General features: G+C 68.0%; 10 protein-coding genes and 1 pseudogene. 5 read left to right on the forward strand and 6 right to left on the reverse strand.

Going from position 1 to position 12,706, the window contains the following annotated elements:
* Positions 1 to 206 precede the first annotated feature (206 nt).
* A pseudogene (locus CFB50_RS39835) lies at positions 207 to 392 on the forward strand (DUF2945 domain-containing protein); the annotation flags it as partial.
* A 15-nt stretch (positions 393 to 407) separates the two neighbouring features.
* Positions 408 to 986, forward strand: a complete 579-nt coding sequence (locus CFB50_RS29295; protein WP_069253011.1) for a DUF488 domain-containing protein — start codon at positions 408 to 410, stop codon at positions 984 to 986.
* Positions 987 to 1,033: 47 nt separating this feature from the next.
* Here CFB50_RS29295 and CFB50_RS29300 read toward each other — a convergent pair whose 3' ends face one another.
* Entirely contained in the window at positions 1,034 to 2,329 is a 1,296-nt protein-coding gene (locus CFB50_RS29300; protein WP_069252171.1) for a right-handed parallel beta-helix repeat-containing protein, read from the reverse strand.
* A gap of 628 nt (positions 2,330 to 2,957) precedes the next feature.
* On the opposite strand from CFB50_RS29300, the gene CFB50_RS29305 reads away from it, so the two are divergent.
* Positions 2,958 to 3,695, forward strand: a complete 738-nt coding sequence (locus tag CFB50_RS29305; protein WP_069252172.1) for a sulfite exporter TauE/SafE family protein — start codon at positions 2,958 to 2,960, stop codon at positions 3,693 to 3,695.
* 298 nt (positions 3,696 to 3,993) lie between these two features.
* Positions 3,994 to 5,373 carry an amino acid permease gene (locus tag CFB50_RS29315; RefSeq protein ID WP_069252173.1) on the forward strand — a complete coding sequence of 460 codons (1,380 nt, stop codon included), beginning with the start codon at positions 3,994 to 3,996 and terminating at the stop codon, positions 5,371 to 5,373.
* Between the two features lie 99 nt (positions 5,374 to 5,472).
* On the opposite strand, the gene CFB50_RS29320 is transcribed toward CFB50_RS29315, so the two are convergent.
* The 5 genes from CFB50_RS29320 to CFB50_RS29340 all read right to left on the reverse strand — a co-directional run bounded on the left by CFB50_RS29320 (position 5,473) and on the right by CFB50_RS29340 (position 10,742).
* Positions 5,473 to 6,051: an NnrU family protein gene (locus tag CFB50_RS29320; protein ID WP_069252174.1), complete on the reverse strand. Its 579-nt coding sequence runs from the start codon at positions 6,049 to 6,051 to the stop codon at positions 5,473 to 5,475.
* A 312-nt stretch (positions 6,052 to 6,363) separates the two neighbouring features.
* Entirely contained in the window at positions 6,364 to 6,975 is a 612-nt protein-coding gene (locus CFB50_RS29325; RefSeq protein ID WP_069253012.1) for a TfoX/Sxy family protein, read from the reverse strand.
* Positions 6,972 to 8,081, reverse strand: coding sequence for a malate/lactate/ureidoglycolate dehydrogenase (locus tag CFB50_RS29330; protein WP_069252175.1), 1,110 nt, complete (start codon positions 8,079 to 8,081; stop codon positions 6,972 to 6,974). Before CFB50_RS29330 ends, CFB50_RS29325 begins: the two co-directional genes overlap by 4 nt.
* Positions 8,082 to 8,136: 55 nt before the next feature.
* Positions 8,137 to 9,591 (reverse strand): M20 family metallopeptidase, encoded by a 1,455-nt coding sequence (locus tag CFB50_RS29335; RefSeq protein ID WP_046548379.1) that lies wholly within the window; start codon positions 9,589 to 9,591, stop codon positions 8,137 to 8,139.
* Between the two features lie 80 nt (positions 9,592 to 9,671).
* Positions 9,672 to 10,742, reverse strand: coding sequence for an NAD(P)H-dependent flavin oxidoreductase (locus CFB50_RS29340; RefSeq protein WP_069252176.1), 1,071 nt, complete (start codon positions 10,740 to 10,742; stop codon positions 9,672 to 9,674).
* Between the two features lie 431 nt (positions 10,743 to 11,173).
* Between CFB50_RS29340 and adiC the strand changes: the two genes are divergently transcribed.
* Positions 11,174 to 12,706, forward strand: a complete 1,533-nt coding sequence (gene adiC / locus CFB50_RS29345) for an arginine/agmatine antiporter (protein WP_069252177.1) — start codon at positions 11,174 to 11,176, stop codon at positions 12,704 to 12,706.

Raw genomic sequence — 12,706 nt, forward strand, 5'->3', positions numbered from 1 at the left:
ATGGGCGAATCTAACACCTTTCCGAAAGGCCCATCGTAATGAAGCGTTAAATCGGGCATTGCCCTGGCCGGAGTGCGCGTTTAAGCGGACTGTGTCTTTTTCCGCGAACGGTCGCGGCCGATAATGAACACACCGTCCCCCGCGGCATGACGACGCGCGCCGCGCGGATCGAGGCACACCGCAACCGTCCAAGGAGGGCCTCCCGCATGACAACGCCGTTCAGGCTGGGCGACCACGTCCGGTGGAATTCGGAGGCCGGTTACGTGACCGGCACGATCATCGCGATCCACACCGCGGACTTCGACTACAAGGGCCACCGCCATCGCGCGTCGCCCGACGATCCGCAGTACGAGATCAAGAGCGACCGCACCGACCACATCGCCGCGCATCGCGAACAAGGACGACGCATGACGCTCCCGTTCTACACGATCGGCCACTCGAACCGCACGTTCGACGCGTTCGTCGGGATGCTCGATGCAGTCGATATCGCGCTGCTCGCGGATATCCGCACGATGACGCGCTCGCGCTCCAATCCCCAGTTCAACGAAGCGACGCTGCCGGACGCGCTGGCCGCCGCCGATATCGCGTACGAACACATCGCCGAACTCGGCGGGCTGCGCGGCAAGTCGCGCGACGTGCCCGGCGACGTCAACGACTTCTGGACCAACCCGAGCTTTCACCGCTATGCCGATTACGCACTGTCACCCGCGTTTCGCGACGGCCTCGACCGGTTGATCGCGCAGGGGCATGCGCAGCGCTGCGCGATCATGTGCTCGGAAGCGGTGTGGTGGCGCTGCCACCGGCGGATCGTGTCCGACTACCTGATCGCGCGCGGTGAAACGGTGCTGCACATCATGGGCCCCCACCGCGTGGAACCTGCGCACCTGACGGCCGGCGCGGTGATCCGGCCTGACGGCACCATCGTCTATCCGGACGCCGGGGACGACACCACGGCGCCGGGGGCAACCGCGCCCCCGGACGCATAGCGCGGCGCCCGTTCGACTGCACGGCCGGCGACGCGTCACGCACATCGTCAGTTCCGCGCCGATGCGGGCGCGCCATTCGCCTGCATCAGGCTCGTGCGCACCACCGGCATCCCCGACGTCACCGCGCCGCCGGCCGGAATCGTCCCGGACGGGGACGCACCGACCGGCGGTGCCAACGCCACGCCGCCCAGTGAATTGCCGTACGCGACGATATCGGCGGCCGGGCAGTTGTTCGTCAGCAGCGACACCGGCGTGCCGGCGATCGACGCGAGCGTCGTGTCGGCCACCGCGAAATGGCAGACGTTCCCCAACGCCCGGAAGCCGGCATAGCCCGAGCCCGATACGCGGTTGCCCTTCACGACGACGTACGACACCGTCCCAGACCAGGTATCGAGTTCGATCGCGCCCTGCTGGGTAGGCGGCAGGCCGTTGTTCGCATTCGTGCCGTCCTGGATCGCGCCGACGACGTTGTTCTCGATCACCACGTCCGACACGCCGTAGGTCTTCCAGGCATCCTCCTGCGCGACCAGGATGCCGGCCGCCTTCTGAACGCCGCTGACGGTGTTGTTCGAAATCGTCACGGACCGCCCGCCGACCACGGCGATGCCGCGTCCCCAGTCGTTGCCGGACACCGTATTCCCGTCGATCAGCACGTTGGCGTTGAGACGGCCGTCGCCCTGATAGCTGACGACGGCGATCAGGTCGTCGCCGGTGTCCTTCACCGTGTTGCCGCGCACCAGCACGTTGGTCGAGCCGTAGGTCGTGTGGATGCCGTCGGCCAGCGTCGCCTGCACGGTGTTGCCCACGATCGCCACGTTGCTGCCGCCGAAGATGAAGATCCCGGCGCTGGCGCCACCCTGGATCGTCACGCCGAGCACCTGGACGCCGGTGCCCGTCACCTCGACCTTCGTCGATGCGGGCGTCGTCAGCCGCGTCGTACCCGTGCCGACCAGCGTGACGCCGACGAGCGTCGAACCGCTGCCGCTCATCACGATGGTCTGATTGGCCGGATCCGTCGCGACCAGCGTCGCGCCATAGCCCGAGATCACGACGTTCGTTCCGGACACCGTCAGCGACCGACCGACGGCGTAGCGTCCCGGCGCGAGCATGAGGCGCTGGCCCGGCTGCAATGCATCGAACGCGGCCTGCAGCGCGTCGGCCTGGTCGCCGCCGTTCGCCGTCGGCTGGACGGTCACGGTTGGAAGACCCTGCGCGCTGCGCGACGGATACGCGTGCCGCGGGCCGCCCGGCATGTAGGCGGCCGCCGGCGATGCGGCGAAACATGCGGTGCAGATCAGACAGACGGCCGTACTCGGACCGACCCCTCGAAACGACTTATTCATGGTTGTTCTCTCTCGCCCGTTCGCCCGCGACGACCGGCCAACGGCTGACGGTCGCGAGACGTTCGAGCAACGGCGATCGCACGGCGCGCAGCACACGCGCCGAACCATCCCGACTGCGACATTCATGTGCTCCGCCGATACGGCGGAGCACCGGCAACGAAGCGCCGTCGCGTCGCCGCGATCGACACCCGGTCGCCTGTTCGCCCGCCGGCGCGCATGCGTATCCCCCGAGAAAAGGCGGCCCGATTCCGGCGCGCCGGCGCCGCGTGGCCGGAATCGAACCCGTCAACAGGAACTGCGTTCCCGAGCGCACCGGGCGCCGGCTGCCCCCGACCCTGCCGGCTCTTTCCCGCCGCTCATCTACCAGTCTATTTCGCGCGCGCCGTTCGACAATCCGACATTGGCCGCGCGACGTCGTAAGACCGCCCGTCCGCCCGCCCTGGCCATCCTCGACCTTGGTCGCGGGCGGTGCGGCATCGTCGCTTGCGCCGGCCAGGAAGGCCCGCGACGACACTGCGATCACACCAGTTCACGCCGCCCGCGGTCCTGCATTACCATCGTGCGTTCGCCGCGCCTGCCCGCTTCCGGCAGGTGAGCCCCGTCACCTTCCACTCCCGCTCCCTCTCCGATGCTCGCTCTCGTCATCCTCGCCGGCCTGTGGGCCGGACTGCAGAACACCCTGGCCGGCGGCGGCTCGTTCGTCACGCTGCCCGCGCTGATCGTGTCGGGCATGTCGCCGCTCGCGGCGAACATCACGTCGACGGTCGCGCTGTTTCCCGCGCAGGTCACGACCGGCTGGGCGAGCCGCAAGATGGTGCGCGGCGTCGGCAGGCTGTCGTTTCGCGCGATGTTCTTCATCAGCGTGGTCGGCGGTGCGCTTGGCGGGCTGCTGTTGCTGAAAACCCCGTCGTCGATCTTCTCGCGCCTCGTGCCGTGGCTCGTGCTGTTCGCGACGATCGTGTTCGCGTGGGGCAGTTTTTTCCGCAAGCCGAGCGAAGGCACGGCCCACCTCGGTACCGTCCCCGCCGCGCTCTCGCAGTTCATGATCGCGATCTACGGCGGCTACTTCGGCGGCGGGCTCGGCTTCCTGATGATGGCCGTGCTGACGATGGCCGGCCTGTCGCCGCGCCACGCGATGTCGACGAAGAACGCGCTCGCGGGTGTGATGAACGCATCGGCCGTCGTGCTGTTCCTGACGTCGCCGCACCTGCACTGGGGCAAGGCACTCGCGCTCGGCGGCGGCGCGATCGTCGGCGGGCTGCTCGGCACGTGGGCGCTGCATCGCGTGAACGAACGCGTGCTGCGGATCGGGATCGTCTGTATCGGCGCGGCGCTGACCGTCGGGTTGTTCGTCAAGCCGATCTGACGCGCGCACACGCCTGCCGCCGTCGCGGCAATTGATGAGCAAACCGCAAGACGTCTTTCGCATATCTCGTTTGCCGTGACGGCGGTGTCCGCCCACAATCCGGGAGGTCGTCGTCATCGCCCTCTCGCGGGCACCGACCGGCACTTCGCGGCCGCCATTCCGATTCGCCGCCGGCGGCCCGGCACATCGCGTCAAACACGCTCCCTCGACATCGGCGCCCATGCGGCGGCAGAACGCTCGCCGCCGCGCTGCCCGATGCGCTCCCGGCCAGCGGGCCAACAATAACTAGAGGTAGGAGATGCAGGACAACTCGTTGAGGCAAAGCCTCAAGCAACGGCACATCACGATGATCGCGCTTGGCGGCGTGATCGGCGCGGGCCTGTTCGTCGGCTCCGGCGCCATCATCGCGACCGCCGGCCCCGCGGCGATCCTGTCGTACCTGATCGGCGGCGTGATCGTCACGCTGGTCATGTTCATGCTCGGCGAAATGGCGTCCCGCAACCCCGACAGCGGGTCGTTCTCCACCTACGCCAGCAGCTATCTCGGCGAATGGGCCGGCTTCGCGGTCGGCTGGCTGTACTGGTTCAAGTCGATGATGACGATCACCGTCGAGGCGATCCTGCTCGGTGCGATCCTCCACGATTTCCTGCCGTGGCTGCCCGTGTGGGGCGGCGCGCTGTTCATGCTCGTCACGCTGATCGCGAGCAACGCGTACTCGGTACGCTCGTTCGGCGAAGCCGAATACTGGCTGTCGTTCGCGAAGGTGACGACGATCATCATCTTCATGGCGCTCGGTGCATCGATCCTGCTCGGCTTCCAGCCGCGCATTCCCGCGCCGGGGCTTGTGAACCTGACCGATCATGGCGGCTTCATGCCGAACGGCATGTCGCCCGTGCTCGCCGGCGTGATGGTCGTGATCTTCTCGCTCGGCGGCAGCGAAATCGCGGCCGTTGCGGCGGGCGAATCCGAGAATCCGAGCAAGAACGTGATCCGTGCGATCAAGAGCGTGATCGTGCGCGTGATGGTGTTCTACGTCGGCTCGGTGTCGATCCTGATCCTGTGCATGCCGTGGACCGACAAGGCCAACCTGAAATCGCCGTACGTGTCGCTGTTCAGCATGGCGGGCTTCACGGGCGCGGCCGTCGCGATGAAGATCGTGCTGTTCGTGTCGTTCATGTCGGTAATGAACTCGTTCCTGTTCTCGAACTCACGCATGTTGTTCTCGCTCAGCCAGCGCGGCCACGCGCCCGCGCTGTTCGGCCGGACCAACGCGAAAGGCGTGCCGATGAACGCGCTCGTGCTGTGCCTCGCGATCTGCGTGTCGATCCTCGGCGTTCACTTCGTGAGCGGCGGCGACCTGTTCCTGATGCTCGCGAAGAGCAGCGGCGCGTTCGTGATGATCGTGTGGATCTTCATCATCGTCGCGCACTTCGCGATGCGCCGGCAGGAAAAGCACGCACCACGCGATCCGCAGGCATTCCGCGCGTGGTTTTATCCGGTGTCGAACTGGATCGCGCTGCTGGCGCTGGTGGCCGTGCTCGGCTCGCAGGCGTTCAACCCGGATTCGCGCTTCCAGTTCTGGTTCACGGTATTGACAGCGCTGGCGATCGTCGCGGCCTATTTCCTGCGCCGCAAGCCGGCGCAACTCGGCGATACGGCCGGCGCGAAGGCGCGCTGACCATTGCCCCGGGCGGGCGGGCGGCGCGCCGGTCGGCCGCCGCTCAGTCGCTCAACGTCTCAGTCGCTCAACACCTCAGTCGCTCAACCTCTCGGCCGCTCAGCCGAACGGCCGCACGCCGATCAGCCAGCCGTGCAGGAAGAACGCGAAGACGGCCCACACGACGAGCCCGGCCACGATCGCCACGACGTCGCCCGACAGCCTGCCCGCCGGATAGCGCACGCCTTCGCGGCGGTCACGCGCGCGCCATACGACGAAATCGACCAGCGCCCACACGAAGAAGGCGCCGAACAGTACGACTGCGTGCAGCGTGCCGTTCGCGAGCAGGTGCGCGATGGCCCACACCGCCACGCCGGCCACCATCGGATGGCCGACGAGCGTCTTGATGCGGTTGCCGGGCACGTAGGAGGCGGCGATCAGCACGAAGGCGATCGCGGTCAGCATGCCGGTGAGGTGGCGCACGCCGACGGGCGACACCCACAGCAGCGTCGCGCCCTGGCGCGCGATGCCGTACCCCCAGATGATCAGCACGAAGCCGATGATCGACGCGATCGCATAGGGGCCCTTCCAGCGCTTCTCGCCGATCCGCTCGATCGTCGCTGACCGCCAGCCGTCCGCGACGATCCGGATCGAGTGCACACCGAGGAAGATCGCTAAACCGAGAATCAGGACGAGCATCGGCTGTCTCCGTCTGGAATGATGAGTGGGGAAGCGTCCCGCGCGGCGTGCGATGCGCCGTTCGCGGCGCCGGCGGCGAGACCGGCGCGGGTCGCGCCAGGCACGGGTGCAACCCGCGCCGATCATAAACGCCGGGGCCGCCGTTGTGAAGCATGGGGGATGTGCGGTGCGGCACGCGCTTGACGCTTTCGTGACTGTGCTCCTCCCCCGGCCGCCCTTGCGCCAGCCAGCGCATGTCGCGTGAATCGCCGGGCGACGGCCGGGCCGACAAAAAAGGAAAAATCGCGCGGCTTTCGCTTCGCGCGACGGGCACTATGTTTGCTTGCGCTTCGCCGGGGATTTCGCCGCAGGTGTCGACGTCGGCTTGGTGGTTCGCTTCGATGCGGGTTTGGATCCCTGCGCAGAAGCAGGCTTAGGCGACGCTTTCGATGCCGGTTTGGCAGTTCGCTTCGAGGTGGGCTTCGCTTCTTGAACCGGCGCCGCTTTCGGCAGTACCTTCGATACCGGCTTGGCGGTTCGCTTCGACGCCGGTTTCGCTTCCTGTATCGGCTTCGCTTTCGGCACCGCCCTCGCCTTGCGCTTCGGCGGCCCCGCCAGCAGCGCCGCGCGATACGCGCTGCGACACCAGTCGAACAGCGCGCCGGCATCCTCGAGCACATCGGCCGGCGTTTCGTAATAGCCGTCGAGCGAAACCGTGCGCGTGGGCCGCTCGTACGAGAACGGCCCCATCCCCGCCGCGACGAACGCCGGACGGTTCACATCGTCCACACGCAGGAACAGCGACCCGCGCGACATGAAGCCGAACATCACGCCGTCGAGCCGCATCGCCGCACCGCTGAAGAAGCGCACGACCGTGACGTTGCCGAGCGGCGCGAGCTGATACGCGATCTCCTCGCCGTGCGCCTTTTCCGATTGCCAGCTCATGCGGATGCCGTGCAGCGCTGCGTCCACGCGTCGAGCTCAGCTTCATCGAAGCCGACCGCCGCCGCGCTCTCGCGAATCTGCCGCCACGTCGCGCGGTCGACCGGAATGCCGCCGGCACCGCGCGCCGCACGGCTCGCTTCCTCCGGCTCGCCCGGCACCTGCACCGGCGCATCGCCGGCCTGCGGCGACGCCTTCGCCCACGCGACGAACGCATCGGCTTCGCGTTGCGCGTCGGCCGCATCGAACGCGTTCGGATCGATCAGCACCGACAGCATCCCGTTGACGATCGCGCTCGTCTTCTGCAGCGTGTCGCCGTAGGTCGTATGCCCGCCGACGAGCGCGCCGCCGAAAATCTCGCACATCGCCGCCAGCGCGTACCCCTTGTGCAGCCCGAACGGCAGCAGCGCGCCGAACGGCTGCTCGTGCATCACGGCCGGATCGTCGGTCGGCTGGCCGCGAGAATCGATCAGCGAGCCGGCCGGCACACGCTTGCCCTGGTTGTACGCGACGCGCGTCTTGCCGTACGCGATCGCGCTCGTCGCAAAATCGAGCAGCAGCGGCGGCCGGCCCGCACGCGGATAGGCGGCGCAGAACGGGTTCGTGCCGAAGCGCGGATCGGTGCCGTGCAGCGGCGCGACCAGCAGGTCGCCCGGCACGTTGACGAAATGGAACGACACGAGCCCCGAACGCGCGCACTGCTCGGCCCAGTGCCCGATGCGGCCGAGATGATGCACGTCGCGCAGCCCGATCGCGCAGATGCCCATGCGTCGGGCGCGGTCGATCCCTTCGACCATCGCCTCGAACGCGATCACCTGGCCGAAGCCGCGCCCTCCGTCGATCGTCAGCACGGCACCACCATCGCGGACGATCGACGCGTGCCCGTTCAACTGCAGCTGCCCTTCCCGCCACGACGCGACGTAGTTCGGGATCATGCCGATCCCGTGCGAATCGTGGCCCGCGAGATTCGCGCCGACCAGGTGATCGGCGACGAGCCTGGCCTCGCGCGCGCTGCTGCCGGCCCGTTCCCAGAGTGCCGCGACGAATGCATGCAGCGGTTCGGCGCGCATGCGCAGCGGTTCGGTATCGGGCGTCGGCAGTGCGGTCATCGGCAAGGCTCCGTGAGGTTGGGTCGGACAGTTGTCACTGCTGAGCGCGAAGCAATCAGCGCGCGGTCGCGATCACGTCCGCGACCGCCGCCGTCAGCTTCTTCGCATACGGCACGTGCAGGAATTCGTTCGGGCCGTGCGCGTTCGACTTCGGCCCGAGCACGCCGCACACCATGAACTGCGCGGACGGGAACCCTTCCTGCAGCACGTTCATCAGCGGGATCGTGCCGCCAAGGCCCATGTACGCGCAATCGGCGCCGAAGTGGCGACGCGACGCGGCATCGAGCGACGACGCGAGCCACGGCGCGAGATCCGGTGCGCTCCAGCCCGTCGCGGCGCCCGCGTCCGGCTTGAACGTGACCTTCGCGTTATACGGCGGATCGAGTTCGAGCAGTTCCTTCAGTTGCTGCACGGCCTGCGCGGCGTCGACGAGCGGCGGCAGGCGCAGCGACAGCTTGAACGCGGTGCGCGGACGCAGCACGTTGCCCGCGTCGGCGAGCGCCGGCAGGCCGGCCGCGCCGGTAACCGACAGCGACGGACGCCACGTCGAATTCAGCAGCGCCTCGCGCGGATCGGTCGTAGTCGGCAGCACCGGCTTGCCGTCCGCGCCGCACGCCCACGGCAGCCCCTTCCACACGGCGTCGCCGAGAATCGACGCGGCCGCTTCGGCTTCGCGCACGCGGCTGTCCGGAATCTCGCAATGAAACACGCCCGGCAGCAGGTTGCCGTTCTTCGCATCTTCGAGGCGCTCGAACAGCTGGCGCATCACGCGGAAGCTCGACGGCGCGATGCCGCCGAACACGCCCGAGTGCACGCCCTCCTCGAGCACCTCGACCTGCAGGTCGCCGGACACGAGCCCGCGCAGCGACGTGGTAAGCCACATCTGGTCGTAGTTGCCGGCGCCCGAATCGAGGCACACGACGAGCGACACCTGGCCGAGCCGGTCGCGTAGCGCATCGACGTACGGCAGCAGGTCGTAGCTGCCCGATTCCTCGCAGGTCTCGATCAGGCCGACGCAGCGCGGCCGCTCGATGCCCTGCTCGTCGAGCGCGCCGAGCGCCGCGAGGCTCGCGTAGATCGCATAGCCGTCGTCCGCGCCACCGCGGCCGTACAGCTTGCCGTTCTCGTACTTCGGCGTCCACGGGCCGAGATCCGCGCGCCAGCCGTCGAATTCGGGCTGCTTGTCGAGGTGGCCGTACAGCAGGATCGTGTCGGTGCTGCCGGAACGCGTGGCGGGCGATTCGAAGAAGATCACCGGCGTGCGGCCGGGCAGGCGCACGATTTCGAGCTTCAGGCCCTTCACGGGCTGGCGCTCGGCCCACTGCGCGGCATCGGTGACGACGCGCTCGAGATAGCCGCGCTTCGCCCAGTCGGGGTCGAATGCGGGGCTCTTCGCGGGGATCGCGATGTAGTCGGTCAGCGCGTGGAGGATTTCATCGTTCCACTTGCGCTCGATGAAGGTAACGAGCTTGTCATGGTCGAGGACGGGGGTAGTGTCGACGGAGGTCATGGTGGGGGTGCCTGGATCGGGCTGACGAAAACCCAGATGATACGCCGATGCTCCCGTACCGGCGCCCCCTTCCCGGTCGCTCAGACCGCCTGCGGGAACGCGTCGCGCAGCCCCGCCGCGCACGCCAGCGCGTCGCGCCACAGGCGTTGCGTCAGTTCGCCCGCATCCGCTTCACGCGCGAGCGCCGCGGCCTCGCCCGACCACAGCAGCGAGAAGTCGTCGCGGCCCTGCCGCTCGAACGCGCCGCGCAGCGGATCGACCGCGGCCGTCGCGAGCGGGAACGCCGGCGCGAGTGCGCTCATCGGCCCCTGCTCGCGCATGAAGCGCGTCAGCAGCCCGCGCGCGGGGCGGCCCGTGTACAGGTTGGTCATGCGCGTGCCGTCGTCGCGCGCGGCGCGCACCGCCGCGCGATGCTGCGTCGAGCGGCCGGCCTGCGGCGTCAGCAGGTAGCCCGTGCCGATCTGCACCGCGCGCGCGCCGAGCGCGAACGCAGCCGCGATGCCCCGCCCGTCGGCGATCGCGCCGGCCGCGATCACCGGGGCGCGCACCGCGTCGACGATCTGCGGCAGCAGCGCGAACAGGCCCGGTTGCGCATGGATGTCGTCGGTCAGGAACATCCCGCGATGGCCGCCGGCCTCCGCGCCCTGCGCGACGATCGCATCGACGCCGCGCGCATCGAGCCAGCGCGCTTCCTCGACGGTCGTCGCGGACGACACGACCCACGCGCCCGTACGCCGCACGCGCTCGAGCAACGCATCATCCGGCAACCCGAAATGGAAGCTGACGACGGCCGGGCGCAGTTCCTCGACGACCGCGCACATCGCATCGTCGAACGGCGCGCGGCCGGCGCCGCCCTTCACGTCGGCCGGATCGAGCCCGGCTTCCGCGTAATAACCGGCGAGCGCCGCACGCCAGCGTGCATCGACCTCGGCGTCGGGGGCCGGCGGCGTATGGCAGAAGAAGTTCACGTTGAACGGCGCGCCCGTGCGTGCACGAATCGCCGCGATCTCGTCGCGCAGTTGCTGCGGGCCGAGCGCCGCGCACGCGAGCGAGCCGAGCCCGCCGGCTTCGCACACCGCGATCGCGAGCGGGCTCAGCGAACCGACCATCGGGGCCTGGACCAGCGGCAAACGGGAAGGCAGCGTCGTCATCGGAATCGTCGTCGGGGAAGAAGCGGTGGTCGCGCGCCGGCGGCGCGCGTTTGATGCGCTCGATATTAACCGATAAACCTGAACCCCCGATTGCGGCGGCATTTACGTCACGAATTGATTTAACCGGTTCGGGAAAAACGATTCTCCACGACAGCTTCAGCAGTGTGATCTCACCATCCATGGCCGAGACCAACGAAAACGCCCAGATCCTTACTGCACGGACCGCCCACACCCAAATTCAAACGTCGATTCACTGGTTTCAATGACATTCATCAATATTCAAGTTATTAAATACCGGCGTTTACCCTTATTAAAAACCACCAAGGCGATAACATGAAAACGTTAAATAAAACGACGATTCATGCCGGAATCGTCAACCGGCGCCACGCCGCGCCACTTCAACCGCAACACGTCTCGTCAAGGAGCGTCGCATGTCCGATGCCAGCTCGTCCTCCTCCCGCGCCGCCGCCCCATCGGCCGCGGCTTCCGCGCCGAAAATCGGCGTCATTCCCGCCACGCTGATGGTCGCGGGCAACATGATGGGCTCCGGCGTCTTCATGCTGCCCGCGAACCTCGCCGCCACCGGCGGCATCGCGATCTTCGGCTGGCTGATCACCGTCGTCGGCGCCGTGTCGCTCGCGCTCGTGTTCGCGAAGCTCGCCGCGATCGACCCGGCCGCCGGCGGCCCGTACGCGTATGCGCGCAAGTCGTTCGGCCCGTACATGGGCTACCAGACCAACCTGATCTACTGGCTCGCGAACGTGCTCGGCAACGTCGGCCTCGCGGTTGCCGGCCTCGGCTACCTCACGCATTTCTTCCCGGTCCTGAAGGACCCGCTCGTGTTCGCGCTCGCGCAGATCTTCGTGATCTGGCTGTTCACGTACGCGAACATCCTCGGGCCGAACGTCGTCGGCCGCGTGCAGTCGGTCACGACGATCTTCGCGCTCGTGCCGATCCTCGGGATGGCCGTGTTCGGCTGGTTCTGGTTCAGCAAGGACGTGTATTTCGCCGGCTGGAACGTGTCGGGCACCAACAGCTTCAGCGCGATCGGCGCGACGCTGAACTTCACGCTGTGGGCGTTCATCGGCGTCGAGAGTGCGTCGGTATCGGCCGGTGTCGTCGAGAACCCGTCGCGTAACGTGCCGATCGCGACCGTCGGCGGCGTCGTGCTCGCGGCCGTCTGCTACGTGCTGAGCTCGACCGTGATCATGGGGATGATCCCGAACAAGGCGCTGCTCGCATCGAGCGCGCCGTTCGCGGATGCCGCGCGCCTCGCGCTCGGCGAGTCGGCCGCGAACGCGGTCGCGATATGCGCGGCGCTCGGCTGCCTCGGCTCGCTCGCCGGCTGGACGCTGCTGGTCGGCCAGACCGCGAAGGCGGCCGCCGACGACGGCCTGTTCGCCGGCGTGTTCGCGCGCGTGAACTCGAAGAACGTGCCGTCCGCCGGCCTCGCGATCGTCGCGCTGATCATGTCGGTGCAGGTGCTCGCGACGATGTCGCCGAGCGCGAGCGAACAGTTCGGCAAGATCGCGTCGATCGCCGTGATCATGACGCTGCTGCCGTACATCTACTCGTGCATCGCGATCAAGGTGCTCGGCTACGGCAAGATGCCGTCGCACCAGTTCACGTTCTACACGATCGTCGGCCTGATCGGCGCCGTCTACGCGCTGTGGGCGATGGTCGGCTCCGACGGCCAGCAAACGCGCTGGTCGCTGATCTTCGTCGTCGCGACGATCGTCTTCTACGAGCTGTCGATCAACCGCCAGCGCGAGATCGAGGAAACCCATATCCATCCGGGCGGCCGCTCGCCGCGCTGGGTGCGCTATCTCGCACTCGGCGTGACCATCGCCGCGCTCGCCGCCACCTTCTGGATCTCCGTGGGCCGTCACCAGGCCGACACCCTTCACGCGCGCTCGCCGGCCGTTGCCGCGAGCGTCCAGGCAACCCAGCAAACGGGGGAATGA

This window comes from Burkholderia sp. AU33423, assembly GCF_002223135.1.
GTDB lineage: Bacteria > Pseudomonadota > Gammaproteobacteria > Burkholderiales > Burkholderiaceae > Burkholderia > Burkholderia lata_D.

Excerpts from the sequence above, each read along its gene's own strand:
- CFB50_RS29295 (WP_069253011.1), top strand. The coding sequence starts at position 408 with ATGACGCTCCCGTTCTACACGATCGGCCACTCGAACCGCACGTTCGAC.
- adiC (WP_069252177.1), top strand. The coding sequence starts at position 11,174 with ATGTCCGATGCCAGCTCGTCCTCCTCCCGCGCCGCCGCCCCATCGGCC.
- CFB50_RS29340 (WP_069252176.1), bottom strand. The coding sequence starts at position 10,742 with ATGACGACGCTGCCTTCCCGTTTGCCGCTGGTCCAGGCCCCGATGGTC.
- CFB50_RS29320 (WP_069252174.1), bottom strand. The coding sequence starts at position 6,051 with ATGCTCGTCCTGATTCTCGGTTTAGCGATCTTCCTCGGTGTGCACTCG.
- CFB50_RS29335 (WP_046548379.1), bottom strand. The coding sequence starts at position 9,591 with ATGACCTCCGTCGACACTACCCCCGTCCTCGACCATGACAAGCTCGTT.
- CFB50_RS29315 (WP_069252173.1), top strand. The coding sequence starts at position 3,994 with ATGCAGGACAACTCGTTGAGGCAAAGCCTCAAGCAACGGCACATCACG.
- CFB50_RS29300 (WP_069252171.1), bottom strand. The coding sequence starts at position 2,329 with ATGAATAAGTCGTTTCGAGGGGTCGGTCCGAGTACGGCCGTCTGTCTG.
- CFB50_RS29305 (WP_069252172.1), top strand. The coding sequence starts at position 2,958 with ATGCTCGCTCTCGTCATCCTCGCCGGCCTGTGGGCCGGACTGCAGAAC.
- CFB50_RS29325 (WP_069253012.1), bottom strand. The coding sequence starts at position 6,975 with ATGAGCTGGCAATCGGAAAAGGCGCACGGCGAGGAGATCGCGTATCAG.
- CFB50_RS29330 (WP_069252175.1), bottom strand. The coding sequence starts at position 8,081 with ATGACCGCACTGCCGACGCCCGATACCGAACCGCTGCGCATGCGCGCC.